General features: G+C 57.7%; 18 protein-coding genes, 1 tRNA gene and 2 pseudogenes. 11 read left to right on the top strand and 10 right to left on the bottom strand.

The window, feature by feature from the left end:
• Nucleotides 1-152 precede the first annotated feature (152 nt).
• Together NT137_04700 and NT137_04695 are read left to right on the top strand one after the other, a co-directional pair.
• The gene (locus NT137_04700) at nucleotides 153-401 is read left to right on the top strand and encodes a UPF0147 family protein (protein MCX6652635.1); all 249 of its coding nucleotides are present in this window, start codon (nucleotides 153-155) and stop codon (nucleotides 399-401) included.
• A 103-nt stretch (nucleotides 402-504) separates the two neighbouring features.
• A tRNA-Gly gene (locus NT137_04695) sits at nucleotides 505-576 on the top strand.
• Nucleotides 577-1,142: 566 nt separating this feature from the next.
• Here NT137_04695 and NT137_04690 read toward each other — a convergent pair.
• Complete coding sequence (locus NT137_04690; protein MCX6652634.1) at nucleotides 1,143-2,747, bottom strand: ice-binding family protein; 1,605 nt, start codon at nucleotides 2,745-2,747, stop codon at nucleotides 1,143-1,145.
• Nucleotides 2,748-2,898: 151 nt separating this feature from the next.
• On the opposite strand from NT137_04690, the gene NT137_04685 reads away from it, so the two are divergent.
• Together NT137_04685 and NT137_04680 are read left to right on the top strand one after the other, a co-directional pair.
• Nucleotides 2,899-4,035 carry an Ig-like domain-containing protein gene (locus NT137_04685; GenBank protein ID MCX6652633.1) on the top strand — a complete coding sequence of 379 codons (1,137 nt, stop codon included), beginning with the start codon at nucleotides 2,899-2,901 and terminating at the stop codon, nucleotides 4,033-4,035.
• Nucleotides 4,036-4,676: 641 nt separating this feature from the next.
• Nucleotides 4,677-5,510, top strand: a complete 834-nt coding sequence (locus NT137_04680) for a site-specific integrase (GenBank protein MCX6652632.1) — start codon at nucleotides 4,677-4,679, stop codon at nucleotides 5,508-5,510.
• A gap of 205 nt (nucleotides 5,511-5,715) precedes the next feature.
• Here NT137_04680 and NT137_04675 read toward each other — a convergent pair whose 3' ends face one another.
• The 3 genes from NT137_04675 to NT137_04665 all read right to left on the bottom strand — a co-directional run bounded on the left by NT137_04675 (nucleotide 5,716) and on the right by NT137_04665 (nucleotide 8,897).
• Nucleotides 5,716-6,153 carry a hotdog fold thioesterase gene (locus NT137_04675; GenBank protein ID MCX6652631.1) on the bottom strand — a complete coding sequence of 146 codons (438 nt, stop codon included), beginning with the start codon at nucleotides 6,151-6,153 and terminating at the stop codon, nucleotides 5,716-5,718.
• A 127-nt stretch (nucleotides 6,154-6,280) separates the two neighbouring features.
• A complete protein-coding gene (locus NT137_04670; protein ID MCX6652630.1) occupies nucleotides 6,281-6,973 on the bottom strand; it encodes a DUF1638 domain-containing protein in 693 nt (230 codons plus the stop codon).
• A 76-nt stretch (nucleotides 6,974-7,049) separates the two neighbouring features.
• Complete coding sequence (locus NT137_04665; GenBank protein ID MCX6652629.1) at nucleotides 7,050-8,897, bottom strand: cation:proton antiporter; 1,848 nt, start codon at nucleotides 8,895-8,897, stop codon at nucleotides 7,050-7,052.
• A gap of 401 nt (nucleotides 8,898-9,298) precedes the next feature.
• Here NT137_04665 and rtcA point away from each other — a divergent pair, with 401 nt between their 5' ends.
• Complete coding sequence (rtcA, locus tag NT137_04660) at nucleotides 9,299-10,324, top strand: RNA 3'-terminal phosphate cyclase (protein MCX6652628.1); 1,026 nt, start codon at nucleotides 9,299-9,301, stop codon at nucleotides 10,322-10,324.
• On the opposite strand, the gene NT137_04655 is transcribed toward rtcA, so the two are convergent.
• Nucleotides 10,311-11,156 (bottom strand): PAC2 family protein, encoded by an 846-nt coding sequence (locus tag NT137_04655; GenBank protein ID MCX6652627.1) that lies wholly within the window; start codon nucleotides 11,154-11,156, stop codon nucleotides 10,311-10,313. The genes rtcA and NT137_04655 overlap by 14 nt on opposite strands.
• A gap of 243 nt (nucleotides 11,157-11,399) precedes the next feature.
• Here NT137_04655 and NT137_04650 point away from each other — a divergent pair.
• From NT137_04650 to NT137_04635, 4 genes and pseudogenes are all read left to right on the top strand, one after another.
• Nucleotides 11,400-12,176: pseudogene (locus tag NT137_04650) on the top strand (transposase).
• A gap of 15 nt (nucleotides 12,177-12,191) precedes the next feature.
• A pseudogene (locus NT137_04645) lies at nucleotides 12,192-12,422 on the top strand (zinc ribbon domain-containing protein).
• A 62-nt stretch (nucleotides 12,423-12,484) separates the two neighbouring features.
• Nucleotides 12,485-13,114, top strand: coding sequence for a 2,5-diamino-6-(ribosylamino)-4(3H)-pyrimidinone 5'-phosphate reductase (locus NT137_04640; protein MCX6652626.1), 630 nt, complete (start codon nucleotides 12,485-12,487; stop codon nucleotides 13,112-13,114).
• Complete coding sequence (locus tag NT137_04635) at nucleotides 13,111-13,563, top strand: Mut7-C RNAse domain-containing protein (GenBank protein MCX6652625.1); 453 nt, start codon at nucleotides 13,111-13,113, stop codon at nucleotides 13,561-13,563. The genes NT137_04640 and NT137_04635 overlap by 4 nt, the downstream gene beginning before the upstream one ends.
• Before the next feature lie 10 nt (nucleotides 13,564-13,573).
• Here the strand turns inward: NT137_04635 and NT137_04630 are convergent, their stop codons facing one another.
• Nucleotides 13,574-14,503, bottom strand: a complete 930-nt coding sequence (locus NT137_04630; GenBank protein ID MCX6652624.1) for a hypothetical protein — start codon at nucleotides 14,501-14,503, stop codon at nucleotides 13,574-13,576.
• Between the two features lie 298 nt (nucleotides 14,504-14,801).
• Here NT137_04630 and NT137_04625 point away from each other — a divergent pair, with 298 nt between their 5' ends.
• The gene (locus NT137_04625) at nucleotides 14,802-15,170 is read left to right on the top strand and encodes a DUF131 domain-containing protein (GenBank protein ID MCX6652623.1); all 369 of its coding nucleotides are present in this window, start codon (nucleotides 14,802-14,804) and stop codon (nucleotides 15,168-15,170) included.
• On the opposite strand, the gene NT137_04620 is transcribed toward NT137_04625, so the two are convergent.
• Nucleotides 15,144-15,365, bottom strand: coding sequence for a hypothetical protein (locus NT137_04620; GenBank protein MCX6652622.1), 222 nt, complete (start codon nucleotides 15,363-15,365; stop codon nucleotides 15,144-15,146). The genes NT137_04625 and NT137_04620 overlap by 27 nt on opposite strands.
• Entirely contained in the window at nucleotides 15,362-15,937 is a 576-nt protein-coding gene (locus NT137_04615) for a GMP synthase subunit A (protein MCX6652621.1), read from the bottom strand. Before NT137_04615 ends, NT137_04620 begins: the two co-directional genes overlap by 4 nt.
• A 112-nt stretch (nucleotides 15,938-16,049) precedes the next feature.
• On the opposite strand from NT137_04615, the gene NT137_04610 reads away from it, so the two are divergent.
• Nucleotides 16,050-16,778, top strand: coding sequence for an HAD family hydrolase (locus NT137_04610; GenBank protein ID MCX6652620.1), 729 nt, complete (start codon nucleotides 16,050-16,052; stop codon nucleotides 16,776-16,778).
• Between the two features lie 2 nt (nucleotides 16,779-16,780).
• Here NT137_04610 and guaA read toward each other — a convergent pair whose 3' ends face one another.
• Both guaA and purE read right to left on the bottom strand, forming a co-directional pair.
• The gene (guaA, locus tag NT137_04605; protein ID MCX6652619.1) at nucleotides 16,781-17,728 is read right to left on the bottom strand and encodes a glutamine-hydrolyzing GMP synthase; all 948 of its coding nucleotides are present in this window, start codon (nucleotides 17,726-17,728) and stop codon (nucleotides 16,781-16,783) included.
• Nucleotides 17,728-18,195: a 5-(carboxyamino)imidazole ribonucleotide mutase gene (purE, locus tag NT137_04600; GenBank protein ID MCX6652618.1), complete on the bottom strand. Its 468-nt coding sequence runs from the start codon at nucleotides 18,193-18,195 to the stop codon at nucleotides 17,728-17,730. The genes guaA and purE overlap by 1 nt, the downstream gene beginning before the upstream one ends.
• Nucleotides 18,196-18,265 lie beyond the last annotated feature (70 nt).

Below are 18,265 nucleotides of genomic sequence, written 5' to 3'. Positions count from 1 at the left end.
GTCGATGATCTCTCCAGCATCCCCGGCGTGAAGGACAGCAAGACGCTGATGGTCGTCTCCACCTTCAAGGAGAGGGGCGACCTGAAGTTCGAGCCGGAAGGCTCCAAGGAGAACGGGAAGTAACACGGTCATATGACCGATTAGGTGAGATTATGGATTCGAGGTTGAGACAGATCATCGAGGTGCTGGACCAGCTGGCCGAGGACACCTCGGTGCCCAGGAACATCAGACGTGGCGCCACCTCGGCGAAGGAGCGCTTGCTGCAGACAAAAGAGGCCATGGACGTCAGGGCCGCCAGCGCGATATTCATCCTCGATGACCTGGCCAACGACCCTAACATTCCCTTGCACGGGCGGACGTTGATCTGGAACCTCATCAGTCAATTGGAAACCATAAAGTGATCCTCTTGGCGGGAATCATGGCCCGCCTTTCGGCCCTCTCCTATCCAACCACGCCAGCAAGAAAAGTTTATCAACGCGCGGGGGATTAGTTCAAGGCGCTCAAGCGGCTGTGGTCTAGTGGTTATGACCGGAGCTTCCCAAGCTTCTAACTCGGGTTCGAATCCCGGCAGCCGCACTCTCGTGTCTATCCAGACAATTATTTTCTGATTTCAATCAAAAGGGAAATCGAATCGCTACGTCCAGCAAACCTATTTCCCTCTTTTTTCTTTTTCTATCCGTTTCCCTTGTCTGTCAAATATATCAGAACCGTCAGACGTACAAGTGGAGAAGCACGCGGGTTGGAATGACATGGCCTTGAGTATTATCTACGGTCGGCCCTGTTGCAAAAGTCTCATGACCAGAACTCCACTCGCATAGCCAGCTGAATTAGATCAAACAGAGCGAGCTTGACCCGAACCTCATTTCTTCGACCGTTTTCCGACCGACATCGAAGACGATATCCGAGCAGCGCTCCAATCATGCTGAAGACCGTTTCAGCATGATCCAGCGCCTCTTCGGTTACCGCTTGAGGTGCCGTTCCGAGAACGGCAGGAAGAATGAGGTCCAGGCGAAGCTCTCAATGTTCAACCTTTTCTTACTGGCTAGGAACGGTTTCCTTTGGAACGATTAGTTTAGCAACAGAGTCTGAAATAATTTCGGGATACTACAAAGAAAATTGAAAAAAGTGAAAAAGGGAAACCCTCATTTCTTCGAGGGTTTCTTTGCGAGGCGGAAAATTGCGGCAGCTACTATTCCGGCAACTACCACGATTATCAGAATAATCGCCCAGAGCGGTAATCCTGAGGAGGCTGGGGCCGCACCAGTGGTAAAGGTCCATGTGTAATTACTGGCCAGTGCATTGCCGGCCAGGTCCATGGCCCCGGTCGTGATCGTGGCGTTATAGACGGTGTTGTATGCGAGATCGACTGCCGGCGTAAAGGTCGCCGTGACGCCAGCGTAGGTCACCGCTCCTGAAACAGGGGTTGCCCCTTGCTTCAAGATAAATGTGGCGGTGGTTATCGTTAAGGGGTCCATCGCCTCACTGAAGGTTGCGGTCATTGCACCGTTGATTGCCACACCCGTGGCAGCGTTGGCCGGGACTGTGAGAGTCACTGTCGGTGCGATGATGTCTGGGGCCGCACCTGTGGTAAAGCTCCATACATAGTCACTTGCCAGTGCATTGCCGGCCAGGTCCTTGGCCCCGGTCGTGATCGTGGCGTTATAGACGGTGTTGTATGCGAGATCGACTGCCGGCGTAAAGGTCGCCGTTAAGCCAGAGTAGGTCACAGTGCCTGAAACAGGCGTGACCCCATGCACCAAGGTGAATGTGGAACTGGTGATCGTCAAGTTATCCATCGCTTCACTGAAGCTGGCGGCCATTGCACTGTTGACGGCCACACCTGTGGCAGCATTAGCCGGGACTGTGAGAGTCACGGTGGGTGCGGTGATATCTTTAGGCATAGTGATGGCATTGGCGTCGCAGGTGACCACAGTCTGTGCCAGCGCTCTGCCGTTAAGCGTTGCGCCAGTATTCAGCACAATCGCTGTTTGATCCAGGATATTTCCATAGAAGACAGATGTTGTTCCAAGTGTCGTTTGGCCAGCGACTTGCCAGAAGATGTTATTTGCCTGCGCATCGTCACTTAAGATAACCTGCGTAGCAGAGCTGATATCGAGATTTTGCGCTATCTGGAATATCCATACATCATTTGAGCTTCCCGAGAGGGTGACATCTGTTGGTATTGTCACGCCACTGCTCCATTTGTAGAGGCCGGGGACTAATGTCATTCCGCCGATATTTCCAGCTCCAAGTTCAGTATAATCCGGTAAAGTTCGTCCGGCGGCATCAGTGTACGCTGTTTCCATGTCGCTTATAGCTGTAGTCATAACAGTTGGAGTTGGAGGCGCATAGTCGGCTGCATAAACGTTTCCGGTAACCAAAGATGATGTCGCGAATTGATTGGAGGAATCCATTATTAAATCGAATCCAGTTATGTAGCTCGCGGCTGCTGGGCTCACTCCAATATTTCCAACAATCGAGGTGGTTCCAGTGGTTGAGATCCCTGATTTTGCTAGAATGACGAAATTGCCGGCCGACCCAAGGTCAACTGGCGCTTGTATTGATGTACCGGTGGTAAAGCCTGGGCCGTCCATGCCCCCTGCACCGGCTCGGATGCTCTTGCCCGGAGCTGACTGGCCTTGCATCATGCCTCCGCCAGCAAGGATGGAGGCGGAGAGGAGGGATAGGATGCTGAGGGCCAGCAGCGCGGGCAGGATCATCTTGAAGGCTCGTGCTCCCTTTCTCATGGTTGCTGCGAGTACGTGGCGACACTTAAGTGGTTTATGGTGCAAGCCTCGAACCGACTGGTACGAGCTTCGAACTTTGTGTTTGGCCGATCATCTGGATGTCCGGGTGTGGAATAGCTTTGCGTGGACTACGATATGGACGCAACCCGATGTGACCAGCGGAGGTTGGCAGCTTGCATCATTACCGATTCCGACCAACAGCTCGAAGGTCAGCTTCTTCTTCAGTGAAGACACAGTAGGCTTTGGCCCATATGAGGGCGTCTATGTCGACGACATCGTGATTGCTGGCACTGACGTGACCCCTCCCGTTTCTTTAGTCGGTTCGATGCCAAGCTGCACCAACTCAACCGTAGTTCCAATTCCGTTCATCGCCTCCGATACCGGAGGCGGTTCAGTTGCGTACGTTGAGCTATTCTTCAGAAAAGGGACATCTGGGGCGTTCACACGATATGCGCCTTCTGGAAACCCTTCAGGTCATTGGTCTTCCAGCCCGATTCTATTCGATCCCTCATCATCCGGCGGAGATGGTGTCTATGGTTTCTACACTATAATAGCTACGGATGACTTAGGAAACGTCGAGCAGGCGCCAACCAGCCCTGATGCGACGACGACCTATGACACGCTGCCACCTTCAACCTCGCTAGGACTAACGGGTGTGGAGGGGTCGAGCGGCTGGTACAGGTCTCAAGTGAATGCGACCCTGGTTGCAGGGGATACCACGAGCGGAGTTCACAAGACATTCTTCAGTATTGATTCTGGGGCTTTTTCCGAGTATGCAACTCAATTGATGGTCTCAGCCGATGGCGTCCACGCCCTTCAGTATTATTCAACAGACCTGGCGGGCAACGTGGAATCCACCCGTAGTATGGTCTTGAAGATAGACAAGACTCCGTCGCTTATCACAATGCATCAAAGCAACGGAAGCATCTTCACTTCTAGCTCAGTCTCTATCTTGTGGGCGTGTGCTGACAGCACAAGCGGAATCAGTCAGACCGTTACCATTCTCGACGATGGAACGCCGATCACGCACTCCGCTTCTTCCTATGCGGCTGAAATCTCCACGCCCCTGTCCGGCCTTCACGACGGCCAACATCAGTTGGTTGTCCGGGTCATCGACGATGCTGGTAACGTCGCGGAGAAATCAATCTCGTTCAATGTGGACACCAATCTGCTAAGCCCAACCGGACCGATGGGAGCAATTCCGCTGGTCTTGATAGTCGTGGTGCTAGTCCTTGTAAGCGTGGTCGTGGTCCATTACCTTCGGAAAAGGAGGGTTGGAAGTAGCTAGGATACACCCCGTGAAATTTGCCTGGGCAGTTTCGGGCCGTCACCGGTTCCTTCCCGGCTTCTCACCCGGACCCGCGCTCGATCCGTCGGTCAAGCGGGTACGAAGTAGGAATCAAGCGGGAAAGAATGCCCCAGATTCCATCTTGAAGCCGGATCGAAGCCGGATTTAAGCCCCTAAAAAGTTCATTACTTCGTGCGGAATGCGTGATTCCTTTGGTATTCCTCGATGAACATGAGCGGCGAGCCTAGCGCTTCCCAAGGTACGAAACCGTTCCTTATCGTCCTGCCCCTATTCAACTGTCACAACCGTCATTCTGTCACCACAGACGGCTATTTGCTCTACGGATGATAGGTACATCGACATCGTACTTCGACGAAGGCCCCTCCTTCGCGGTCCTCTAGGACGACAGGCGCTGAACTTACGGATGCAAACCTAACCGGGGCCAGATAACAAATAATGATTATATCGTCAAAGTGCCGGATTTAGTTTTGCAACAAGACCATTCATGATAGAATCGTTTTTTCGTATGTACCTACATACATAGTCAGGATGCGATTCTAATGGCTGGAGGAAGAGCGGGGGATAGGGCCCGGAACAATGGCGCCAATGTCGGCTTCGTCGGAATGCTCCGGTCAAGGGGCTTGAATGACGAGGGCATAATGCACGAAGTATGTGCGCTGAACAGCCTCCTGAAGTTCATCGGGAATGGTGCGGTTGAGAAAGCGAAAATCAGAGTGCCTACCGCATTTCCGAAGCAAAGCAAGGAGCGTCTGCCTCCGATGACTGGTGAAGAGCGTGCCCTGATAATCAGGACAGCCGAGACGGTCCCTGACAACGATTGGAAAAGGCTTGAGGCCTACGCTATGACCGTCATGGCAATCTGTTCCGGTGTAAGATCCAAGGAACTGAGGCTAACCAACCTCAGCGACTTGGACATGAACACATGGACGCTTCACGCAGAAGAGGTCAAAGGCAAAGGCAGGTATGGGAGGCCGAGAGACCCACCGATAGACCCAGACGGACACCGATTCATTGAGCGTTACGTCAGGGTGAGAAATCGGGTGGTGTCCAAGAACTGCCCAGACAATCAGGCCCTATTTCCGGCGTTAGGTGACCGTCACGGGGACGGTTATTTTGTGACGAACAGCCTGGCGAGACTCAGGGCGATTGTCAAGGAAGAAACGGGCGTGGAGTTCGATGGTAGAACGTGCCGCCGTACCTATGCTCAGAAATGCATTGACGATGGCATGCCAGTCGAGAATGTATCTCTCTTCCTTGGGCATAAAACATCCAAGACCACAGAGGAATCTTATTGCCGTAAGAAGCCTGAAAAGGCGATAGCGGAGGCTCGATGTACCTGGGCAGAGCAGGATGCAAAAAAACATTCACCTGTTCCAAGGGTTAAAGAGCAACCGAGACTGGAAAACAATTCCCTCTTGATTGAAAAAGAAAAATGGATTGCTGGCTATGCATGAGAGTAAGGCCCGGCAGCCGCACTCTCCCTGCCCCGGTGTCGTCCTGGCATGTCCGAGTGCTGGTTCATCGCTGGTCGGGTTCTTCGCCAGCTTCCAGCCTCCGTGTGGATCTCTGTGAGCAGCCAGGCCTCTTCTTCGTTGATCTCATCCAACCAGCGCCTCCATTCCTCCCTATCACGAATCTGAGGGGAGAAATGGGCATACATCACAAGCTATTGGAGGAGGCGGCTTTTGGTTTTTGGCGGAGCTTGTACCCGACACCTTCGAACTCTGCCACCACGCCCTCTTCTGAATGAACGGATACCAGACACAAGGACGTGCGCTCGTCCTCTTTGACCTGGCGCGCGACCGCTCTCAGCTTGCCTCTGGCTGGCTTGAGATACCTCATCCTCACTTCCTTGGCCACCTGGGGGTGCTCTCCTTGATTGCAGGAGATGGCGAAGGCCTGGTCCGCTAGGGCGAATATCGCCCCGCCGTGGCCGGTGCCAAAGCCGTTGAGCTTTCCATGGAGGCCCATCTCCACCACCATCTCATCCTCGCCGACCTTCGTCACCTTCATCCCATTGACTAGGGCGAACTCACAGCCTTCGATCGCCTTCAGCCGTGCGCGGACGCTGCCAGGGACCCTTATCCCGACGCTCAATTGAGTCGCCTCCAAAACCCGTATTGAGACAAAAGCAGCTTCCTGAGCTTGAAGTCAGCAGAAAAAGGAGGCTCACAGGGAACCAAGGTCGCCGATGTCAGCAGGCGAGAGCGCAAGACCAGTGAAATCAGGCCGGCGATGCCGCAGGCTCCGGTTGGGCCGCTTTCTCCTCGTTGGCAGACCGGGCCAATTCCTTCGCCTCCGCCAGGGCCTTCTCGAGGACTCGCAGATCGCACCCTCGGCTCTCATGCTTCAGGTTCAGGCGCCTGGCGAAGTCCTTGGACATGCCCTCGTACTTCTCCTTCTCCCCGGTGCCCGTGTCCACGTACAGGCAGCGGTGATAGCCTTCGAAGAGCATCTTCAAGAAGAACATGCGATCGTAGCCCTGGTCCTTCATGCAATCCAGGTGCAGCTCTTTGATCACCCCGTCGATGCCGAGCTCCGCCCAGCCCGGAGTGGAGAACCAGGTGCCGGTGCACACCCGCTTCTCCCGCGCGTACTCCTCCGGGGTGATGAAGGCTCCGATGCAGTCGTCCGATTCCATCATGGACGTGGGAACCTCTACCTGCTTGGTGATGTCCCGCAGCGACTGGCAGATGGCATAGCCCAAGAACACGGAGTCCACCTTGCCCTTGAGCGCGTTCACCTTCTCCGTCACCTTGGCCTTGAGCACGGCGGAATCGATGTGCAGCCCGAACTCCAGATACTCTCGATGCACGATGTCCGGGTCATCCTTGGTGAGCATCTCTATCTCCCGCTTCAGGATCTCGCAGGCGATGATGCCTATTCGTGGATGTCCGTTGCTGGGGCTGCCTTCCATTTGGACCGAAAAGTAAGAGGGTGGCTCTTGGACTTAATGTTGATGATTAGAACATCGGTGTCAGGGACGAGGTCGGTCAGAGCCGCCGCTTCTTCTTGCCGTTGCCGTTGGCCGGCTTCACCTTTCCCCGGAGCATGCGCGTGCGCAGTCTCTCCCCTGGAAGAACTTCCTCGTCGGACCCCCCTTTGTTCGGTCCAGAGGGCTTCTCGAACCCCCAAACGCTCTTGGCGGAGGAGACGCCAGCAAAAGGCAAGGGGGATCGCATGCGTCGGGAGTACATCTTCATCAGCGCAAGCATGGCGAAGAAGTAGACCACCATGACCACCACGCTCAACCACCAGACGTAGAGGAAGACGAAGGCCACCACCAGCATCATGATCAGGCTATCGGAGACGAAGGAGGAGATGAAGCGGCTGATCGGTCGTCCGTCCCTGCTGGACACGTTGAGGTTGTCGTAGTTGATGGAGCGTACGATGGGGCGCAGCTCCTCGTCCAGGACCCTGAAGATCCAGATGGTGACCGCCAGTCCGACCGCTGCCAACATGATGTGGAGCCAGGAATCGCTGACCGCCACTGCGATGAGCAGCACGAAGAAGGCGATGAGCCCGATCTCGATGCGACGCCCCCGCTTGAACAGCCGAAGGGGGGAAGGCAGGACTATCTTGCCCAAGGTGCGCGAGATGACCGCGCCAGAGTGCTTGGCGTATTGGGGCAAGATACGCGAGAGCACGCGGTAGATGTTGTCGCTGAACCGCATCAGCGTTGGAGTGATGACGCTCAAGATGAAGCAGAACGCGCCTGCGAACGGATACAGCTCCGCACCCTTGGTGGCATTGACGGCGCTGCTGCCCACGCTGGCATACATGACCGATTCGGCGCCCCGCCCGCACATGGCCGCGCCCATGGAGGTGGCGGCCCGACCGGAGAAGCCCAGCAGGTACGCCAGGGCACCCGTGATCAATAGATCGCTCAAGAGCACCAACGGCACCGCGGCCAGCACGATCCAGAGCACGGACTGGAACATGGCCGGGTCGATGAGCATGCCGAAGAGGACGAAGAAGATGGCCACGAAGGCATCGCGGAACGAGGTGAGCTTGCTATCGATGCGGTCGGCGACCTTGGTCTCCGCGAACACCATGCCCAGGAAGAACGCGCCGATGATCGCCGGAACACCCGAGACCTCCGCTAGAGCGGAAGACAGGAACACCAGGCCGAGGGCGAAGAGCACGAACAGCTCATCGCTGCGGATCTTCTGCATGTGCTTCGATGCCCGAGGTATGACCCAGATGGCCAGGAAGGCGAAGAATCCGTAGAAGGCGGCCACGCCCACGAGCATGCCTAGGAAGTTGCCTGCGCCCAGGCCCACGCCCCCGCTCTGGATGACCAGTCCGCCGGCGATGGTGAGCAGGACCATGGACAGGAAGTCCTCTACCACCACCATGCCCAGCAGGAACTCCGTTTCCGGATTGGAGAACTTCTGCAGCTCCATGAGCGACTTGCCCGTTATGGCAGCGGAGCCCATGGCCACCACGCCCGCAAGGAAGATGGTGTCAACCAACGGCCAGCCAAGGGCAAGACCCAACAATATCCCAACGAACATGTCCAGGCCGGTGTTGACGACCGCCAGCAGAATCGCCGGAGCTTTCGTCTTCTTCAGCTTGCTGACGGAGAACTCCAGCCCCACGAAGAACAACAGCATCATGAGGCCGATCTGCGACATGTAGCTGATGAAGGAGAGGTCGGAGATGATGCCTTCATAGCGGAAACCGAAGAGCTCGAATCTCAGGTTCGGACCGATGAGGATGCCTGCGAGGATGTATCCGATGATGACACTCTGCTTGGCCTTCGAGGCCAGGGCTGCGCCGATGAACGCGACCAACATGATGATCCCTACCTCGAGCATCACCTGTTGCGTTGCGACCATGCTTGCCTCTCCTCGATACCGTGCTGAAGCTGTGAGCGAGCTGTCTAGCTTACCATCGCAGGAAAGCGTTTGGACTGCTGTGTGCCCGGAAGGCGCTACATGCAAGCAGCTGGAAGAGGCCGGATCGCGATCCCATAGGCTGCGGTCGCCCTAGAGCCCAGCTCATCCATTCCCTTCTGACGGGACGATAAGCTCAGTGCATCCCTGAACCCTCATAATCCACTGCACCATACTAAATACTTTCCTGGCTGGATTCGCTTCTGGCCTGTGCCTGCGCCGCCCCTCCCCCGCTCGGGCGGGTGCACCGCCGGCTCATCTGGACTGCCTGCCCTTATCGGGCTTTCATGACGGTTGAATTAATGACCGGTCAATGCAATCATCATTCAACGGTGGACCGTTGGATGATCGAGATCGATGGCTCCCAAGGTGAAGGTGGCGGGCAGATGCTTCGCACCGCCCTGGCGCTCTCCGCCCTCACTGGAAAGGAGTTCAATATGACCAGCATCCGGGCCAATCGGCAGAACCCTGGTCTGGCGGCACAGCACGTGACCTCGGTGTCCGGGGTGGGAGAGTTGTGCGAGGCGGAAATCGAGGGAGCGAAGGCCGGATCGATGGACCTGCGTTTCAAGCCCGGACCGATGGTGGGAGGCAAGCACCAGCTGGATGTCGGGACCGCGGGCAGCGTCACCCTCGTCCTGCAGGCCTGCCTCCTCGCCCTTGCTCGCTGCCGGAAGGAGGTCGTTCTGCAGATCCGCGGAGGAACGAACGTCAGATGGTCGCCGCCGGTGGATCACTATCAACTGGTGCTCCTACCTCTCCTATGCCAGATGGGGGGTGAGGTCCGGATGGATGTTGTGCGACGGGGATTCTACCCTGAAGGGGGAGGTGAGGTGCTGGTGACCGTTGGGCCGTGGAAGCACATCGCCCCTTTCAAGGCGGAAGAACGGGGTATGCTTCGCTCCATCGATGGAGTGTGCTTCTCCCGCAATCTACCCCCTAACATATGCCAGAGGATGGCCGATGCGGCGCGCAAGAGGTTCAAAGGCATAGAGCCACACATCCACATGGATGTCGGCCAAGGACCTTCCGCCGGAGCGGGCGTATTCTTGTGCGCGTCGTTTGGGCGGACGATACTGGGTGGAGATGCCCTAGGAGAAAGGGGGGTCAGCTCAGAGAGAGTGGGTGAGAAGGCGGCCGATGCTCTTCTGTCTGAGATCAATAGCCGAAGCACGCTGGATGTGCACACCGCGGACCAGCTCTTGCCCTACATGGCCCTGGCGAACGGCGAATCCCGCTTCTTGGTGAGGGAGATCACCGGCCACCTATCCACTCAAATCGAACTGGTGCGTCGGTTCCTCGACGTCCGGGTGGAGCTTGCTGATGATGGAGAAGATCACCTGGTCAGCGTCTCGCCTAGCTGTACATGACGGATGAGCGCCTCTTCGCCGCGTCTTCCTCGGTGCTCGACCGCTTCTGTATCTCCTTGAGGGTCTCCTCGATCATCGCCGCCTCTTCAAGCAGCGGCTTCAGGTCCAATTCCGCGTGGAGCAGCATCCGGTCGATGACGGTCATGATGGCCGCGGCCGCCCGCGCGTCCGGATACTCGACGTGCGCTTCCGCCAACAAGGAGATCACATCGAAGTCCCTGGTCACTCCCTCGTTCAGGAGCATGCCCGCCAGGCCGGCGATGACCCCGTTCTCGAAGGTCTTGACCTCGGCCTCCTTGAGAATGGCTCGGGCGATGGGCGTCGACCCTACGCCGAACACTGCCGCTCCGCCGTTGGGTTTGGATGGTCCGGCACCAGCGCTGACCTCCAGCTCCGTCACCACCTCTTCGTCCGCCCGCGCCTTTGCCGTCCGCACCATTCGCTCCGATTCCTCTTTGGAAAGAAGACCTTCGGGAGAGATGACCACCTTGCACTTGTGGTCCTCCACCCAGTCCATGATGGTGATGGCCAGGGCCTTGAGGGTCTCCGGGCTCGGCTGGAACTCGGACACGAACACCACGATCTTGTCCTGCTCCTTCTTGCCCAGCGCTCCGGCGTACACCCGCACCGGCGCCAGAGGCACGCCTTCCCGGACGAGTGAGATGGACGGGAAGTAAACGGAGTCTACCACTGCTATTTGTTCTAGGTTGAGAAAGCTGACCAGGTAGTTCGCCACTATGGAACCGACCAAACCGATGGAAGGGAAGCCATCGATGACGTAGGCCCCCTTGACGTTCTTCTCCTTGATGTCGATGATGTCGATGCCGTTCATCAGGCGGCATATTCCCCCTGCTCCTACTTATAGATGGGTCGCCAGAAGACCCAGGAATGAATTCCTTGGATGACTAGTAACAGTGGAAATTGAATACACAGCAGCCATTTTAGAAATGATATGTTTCGCACCATCAAGATACGTTTGGAACGCATCGCCGACCTGGTGCAAACGGTCAGCGTGTTCAATCAAGCGTGCCAGCGTGTCTTGGACTGAGGTCAGCAGAACAAGCAGTACAACAAGACCAGGCTCCATCGCGCAACCTATCGTGGTGTCAGAACAGACCTTCCCTCGTTGCCATCGGCCCTGGTCCAAACGGCCAGGGACCAGGCCAGCGAGATGATGCGGCGGGACAAAATCAAGCATAAGATATTCAAGAGGCCGCTCAGTTCGATACGCTACGACAAGCGCACACTGAGCGTCTTTCTGGAATCCGGGCATTGTTCCATGAGCACCGTGTTCGGCAGGATGAAGTACACCTTCACCCTGCCAGAATATTACCGCCAGTATATGACCTGGAAGGTGCAGAACGCTCAATTGGCCGTTGGAAGGAACGCTTGTTTCCTGCATGTCCAGGTTGAAAGCGAGGCCCCGCCGTTCAACGGCGGCGACAGGAGGTTGGGCGTCGACCTCGGCATCAACAACGTCGCCGTCTGTTCGGACAACACCTTCTTCAACTCGAAGCACTGGAAGAACGTCAAGGGCAAGTACCAGCATCTCAAGGCTGAACTACAGTCCAAAGGCACTCGCTCCGCTAAACGCAAGCTGAAAAAGATAGGCGGGCGAGAGAGACGGTTCGTCAGGGACTTGAACCACTGTGTAGCCAGGGAGATAGTGAACAAGCCGTATGACGTTCTGGTGTTCGAGGATCTGACCGCCATCCGCGTGGTCAAGAAGAACAAGGTGTTCAATCGTAAGCTCGGCAACTGGTCGTTCGCCCAGTTGCTCGGCTTCGTGGAGTACAAAGCGGAGGCATTGGGAAAGAAGGTACTGGTCATCAATCCATACCATACCTCCTAGACGTGCTCCAAGTGCGGTCATGTATCGAGAGTGAATAGAAAAGGAAGGCAGTTCAAATGCGTCGAGTGCGGGTTCAGCCTCGACGCAGACCTGAACGCCAGCAGGAACATCGCCACCTTCTCTAGACGGGTCGGTGGCAGGTCGATCGTCAGCCGACCGAATGTAGCGGGTGCTGAGGCCGAAGGCCGAAAGGCAATTGAGGCGGAGCCTAGTTACAAGCCTGCAATCTCAATCGTGGGTTGCTGACGGCTTGTTTGTTGGTATCATGGACAAGCTTTATGACCGCGCTTGGCCCTCGATGGAAGAGCATGTGCCCCCACGTCATCGTCAATTGCGCCATGACCGCCGACGGCAAGATCGCCGGCCGGGAACGCAAGCAGGTGCGCATCTCTTCGTCCGAGGACCTGGAGAGAGTGAAGCAGCTCAGAGCGCAGGTGGACGCCGTGTTGGTGGGGGTGGGAACGGTGCTGGCCGACGATCCGCATCTCACGGTCAAAGGCTTGCTCCCGGAGAAGAACCCGCTACGCGTGATTCTGGACAGCCAGGGTCGGACGCCCCCGAGCGCCCAAGTGCTAGATACCAGGGCAAGAACGCTCATCGCCACCGCCGAATGCTGCGCTCGCAACTGGCCAGGAGCGGAGGTCGTCCGCCTGGGGAAGGAGCGAGTGGACCTGACCCGCTTGATGGACGAGCTGGACCGAAGGGGAGTGCGCACCCTGCTGGTGGAAGGGGGCGGAGAGACCATCTACTCCTTCTTCTCCGCCGGCCTGGTCGACGAGTATCGAGTGTTCATAGGCAGCAAGGTGCTTGGAGGAAGACGCTCCCCCACCCCGGCGGACGGGGAGGGCTTCGAGGGCCAAAGATGCCTGAGCCTCAGATTGCTGAGGGTGGATCACCTGGGCGATGGTGTGCTGCTCAGTTACGAGGTCGTCCGATGACCGAGCGGCCGCGCTTCGCCGTGGACGAGATGCTCGGCTCCTTGGCTCGCTGGCTGAGGATCATGGGATACGATACGGTGTACACGAGAGATAGGACCGATTCGGCCATCCTGCACCTGGCCAAGGGCGACGGCCGCTTCCTCCTCACCCGGGACTGGGAGCTCTCGAAGCGCATGGGCGAGATGGGCGTCTACGTGGAGAGCGACGACCTGGACGAACAGCTGCGGCAGGCGCGCTCTCGCTTCCAGCTGGAAGCCAACGCCGAGCGGTCCCGATGCACGGTGTGCAACGGCGAGCTGGAAGTGGTTCCTCCGGAGAAAGCCAAGGGACATGTGCCCGAAGGGGCGCTGGAGAATCATACCTCCTTCTACTTGTGCCTGGCCTGCGGCAAGTTCTACTGGCGCGGTTCGCACTGGAAACAGATCAACAAGCGGCTGGAAGACCTGTAGTTCGGACTTCTCACACCCGATAGTAGTCCTCGCTGACGATCTTCCCCGTGCCGGCGTTGATTATCATGACCCCGTGCACCCCTTCTACGCACCAGACTGGCAGGTAATAGATGCCCTGCGGTTGGAGAACCACGTCCTGCTCCCGGGGAGCCACCTTCTTCTTCTCCTTGACCGTGACGTGACTCTGGTCCCGCACCACCTCCCTCTCGCTGGTGTGCAGCCTCAGCACCTCTTGCCTGGCCGCGTTCCTCGCCGCCTCGACGTCGATGCCTGGCTCCAGCCGACGGTGCCCCTGCTCCAGGGCATAGACCACGTCCAGGTTCTCCCCCCACCTCTCCGCCTTCTTCGTCAGGCCGTTGATGGAGAGCCTCCCCTTCTCCATCCCTATCTTCTCACCATCCAGATAGAGGTCGCAGGAATAGTCGAAAAGGTAGTACGGCACAAGCTCTAGTCGGTGGCGGAAACCGCCCACGGTACGCATCCCTATCTCCTTCACGTCCTGGATGTCCATGGTGGGCCGGATGATGCGCTCTCCCACCTCCGCTCCCTGCAACCGCTGCAGATCAGCCTCCGAGACCATGCGCGGATAGTCATCGGCCACCAGCTCGTCCACCAGGCCGTGGTCCTTGTCGCCCACCAGCCGCTCCAGGTGCGTGCGACCTATCTCGTGCTCCAGCGCCTCGCGATCCCAGAACACCACCCGGGAATCCAGCCTCTCCGGAGGGATCTCAGGGATCGCTCCCAGGCTGACGATGACCTTCTTCCCGGAGAAATCCCGGAACCTATCGAGGAACGTCAGGAGCTTGTCGTCGCCCGCTCCGAGCAGACATAGCGCCACTTCAGCCTCTCCCTTTCTGGCGAGCAGGAACCCGTCCCGTTCCTGCACCTGGAACTCCCGAGACTCCAGTATCTCGGCAACCAGCGCTTTCAGGGATGTCAACCATTGCACCCGACCCCCTAATCAAGCTCGTGCGATATATACCTTGTAACCGGCATCGACGGATGTGGATCGACCGAACTCATGAAATCGAATCTGGAGGAGCTGGTCAGGCAGTGCCAGCTTCCCGGTCCCCGGGCGCCTGGGCAGAATCACCAGAGGTTCCGCTCCAGGCGGCGGAGCCTGCGTTGCGCTGTGGGTTTAAGTTCTGAATCCTCGGTTTGATTAGGAAGTTGTTGCCATTTCGATGAGGATGAGAGGACTTCGCTTTCTTGGCCTTCTGATTCTTTGCACCGGAATCGTGACCGCGGTGGCGGCGGTGCTGCTTGGAGAAGTGAAGGTAGGTCTGCTGCTCTTCATCATCCCCTACCTCTACGGGGATTCCCTATTGGGAGCGATGGCGATCCTATCGATGGTCGCCGGCGTCTTCTTGCTTATGGCTGATGCACTCACTTTCCCCTTATCGCAACATTCTGACGAAGAAAATGCCGCTTCCTCTTCCTCCGCAACGGACCGGAGGACGAGGCGTAGGGGCGGGGAGTATGGGGGGGTGCTGCTCATCGGCCCCATACCGATTGCGTTCGGATCATCTGGCCGGGCCGTCATTGTGGCCATGGCGATCATGGCTATCGTGCTGATCGTGCTATTCCTGCTCTTCCTTCTGCTCTGAGAGCTGGAGCGCAGCCTCATCCGGGCTGATCTTCCTTCGCTTGGCGATCTGCCGCACCTCGCTCATGACCTCGATATAATCCGAATAATCAAGACCGGAATTGCGCATCGCCCTTCCCAGCGACCTTTCGAACGTTTCGTCCTTGCGGCGCTTCTCCACCGCGTTCTTGAGCGCCAGGCGGACCGCTCCCTTCATCTGTGCCATCTCTCGACGACCTTCAGGAAGTTCTGGAATATCTCGTAGCCGTGCTCGGTGTTCTCCACCTCTGGATGGAACTGCAGGCCGTACATCGGTCGCGATTCGTGCCTTATGGCCTCGATGGGGCAATTGGCCGAGTGGGCCAGGACCTTGAAGACCGGGGGGAGGGAGGCGATCTCGTCATTGTGCGATCCCCAGACGGTGAACTGCTTCGGCAATCCCGCGAACATGTCATCCTCCTCGTCGACGATCAATGTGGTCTTCCCGAACTCGGGGAGCTTGGCGGGAGCGGTCGCTCCACCGAAATGGTTGCACATGAACTGCATCCCCGCGCAGATGCCAAGGATGGGGAATTGAGCTCTATCAAGATACTCGCCGTTCCGGCCCATGCGTCCCAGGTCGGTGGCCACCCGAGGCGCTCCGCCTGAGAGCACCAGGGCGTCCACTCCTTGCAATTCCTCAAAGGGAGCGGTGTTGGGTATGATCTTCGTTTCCACCTTGAGGTACGTGAGCACGCGCCATTCGCGATGTGTCCACTGCCCTCCGTTGTCCACCACGAAGACCTTCATGGTGCACTGTAAACCCCGGGCGATTCTTAAATCATTGGCACGCGACCGTATCCGAGGTTCGCCTACTAGCTAAGGGAAGGTTTATCAAAGCGCGGGGGATGGGAAGACTGGAATGAAGGCCGTCATCTTCGACCTGGGGCATACCCTCATCAACTACCATAACGACTGGAAAGGTCCAGAGGCCAAGGCCGTGGCCAGCGTCTCAGCCCTGGTGCGGGAGGCCAGCCAGAATGGAGCCGATGAGAGGAGGGTCTCCTCATACCTGTTCTCTCTGCTGGAGAAGGGAAGGGAGAGGAAGCTGAGGGAGATGGTGGAGATTCCCTTGGAAGATGTTTTGCGCATCTGTTTTGAGAACTTCTCCTGCGCGGGTGACGAGAACCTGATGCGAGCTTCGCTGGAGGCCTTCTACAACGTGCTTCTGGAAAGAAGGGAGCTCGTACCAGGCACGAAGGAGATGCTGCGCTCGCTTCGCGATCGGGGATTCCGCATCGGTCTGGTGTCGGACGTGGCCTGGGGCCTTCCTTCGTACTTCCCGCAGAAGGATATGAGGCATTTCGGATTGGAGAAGTGTTTCGATGACATGGTCTTCTCCACTGACGTCGGGTTGCGGAAGCCCAATCCCCGGATCTTCAGGATGGCCCTCAGCAACATCGAATCGTCGCCGCGGGAGTCGTACTTCGTAGGCAACTCGCTCCAGGCGGACATCAAAGGCGCCCTCGATGTGGGCATGACCGCCGTGCTCAAGGAGTCTGACTACTTCACTCCGGATGACAACATCGTGCCGGACGCCAGGATCTCCAATTGGGACGAGCTGCGGGTGCTTATCGAGGAAAGGGAATAGGATCATTCCCAGTCGATGGTGGCCGGCGGCTTGTTAGTGATGTCGTAGACCACCCGGTTCACCTTGTTCTTCATCTCATTGGTGATGCGGACCGAAATGGTCTCTAGCACCTCGTGCGGCACCTTTGAATAGGCAGCGCTCATGCCGTCGATGGACTGGACCGCCCTGATGGCCACGGTACGACCGTAAGCCCGGTTGTCTCCCTGCACGCCCACGCTCCGGACGGGCAGGAGCACGGCGAAGTATTGCCAAGGGATCTCCATCTTGCCCTCCTTGGCAGCCTTCTCCAGTTCCTCCTCTACGATGGCGCAGGCGTCCCGCACGACCTCCGCGCCCTCTCTGGTGACTGGTCCGATGGTGCGTATCGCCAAGGCTGGACCGGGGAATGGCTGCCGCTCCGAGACCTCCACTCCCAGATACCGGGCGAGCTTGCGCACCTCGTCCTTGTAGAGGTTCCGCAGAGGCTCGACCAGCTTGAGCTTCATGTCCACGGGCAGGCCGCCAACGTTGTGATGCGATTTTATCGTGTCGCGGACCTGGTCCCCCGATTCTATCCAATCCGGGGCGATCGTCCCCTGGACCAGGTAGGCTGCGCGGAAGCTCTTGGCCTCGCGCTCGAAGACCCGGATGAACTTCTCGCCGATGATCTTGCGTTTGGCCTCCGGGTCCTCCACGTCCTCGAGGGCGGCGAAGAACTCGTCCGAGGCATCGACCACCTTGAAGTTGACCTTGAGCTTGGTCAGCATCTTCCTGACGCTCTCGGTCTCGCCCTTGCGCATCATGCCGGTGTCTACGTAGATGGCCAGGAGCCGGGATTCGATGGCTCTGCTGACCAGTACGGCCGCCACGGTGGAATCCACGCCCCCCGAACAGGCGATGATGGCCTTGGCCGGGATGGCCGCCTTGATCTCCTCGATCTTCTCCTCCACGAACTCCTTGGCGTTGAACATCAGCCGGACACCTCGAGGGAATCCTTCTCCACCTGGTCGGCCATCTCTTTTCGATGTTTGACCAACTTGCCCTTGAGCTTGGGGTGCTTGAGGGCTAGCATCTCCACCGCCAGCAGAGCGGCGTTCTCGCCCCGGTCGATGCCTACCGCCGCCACCGGTATTCCTGGCGGCATCTGCACTATGGAAAGGATGGAATCGAGATTGACCTTGCCGCTGACCGGCACTCCAATCACTGGCTTAACTGTGATGGAGGCTATGGCCCCGGGGAGCGCCGCCGATAGTCCGGCCACGGCGATGAAGACGTCCGCATCGCTCATCTCCACCATGCGCTTCACGCGGTCCGGCGTTCGATGGGCTGAAGCGACCACTATGCTCGCCTCCACCCCGAACTTCTTCAGGGTGGCAACTGCCTTCCGACCTATCTGCAAGTCGCTCTTGCTGCCGAGGATCACCAGCACGGCGGGCATGTTGCCCACTCAAAAGGTGAGAGAATAAGAAGGTTTCGAAACCAAACAAATAAAAGGTTTGGGAGAGGCG

This window comes from Methanomassiliicoccales archaeon (assembly GCA_026394375.1).
Lineage (GTDB): Archaea > Thermoplasmatota > Thermoplasmata > Methanomassiliicoccales > UBA472 > JAJRAL01.
The sequence above is the reverse complement of the archived record's forward strand: the minus strand, read 5'-3'. Positions and strand labels throughout refer to the sequence as shown.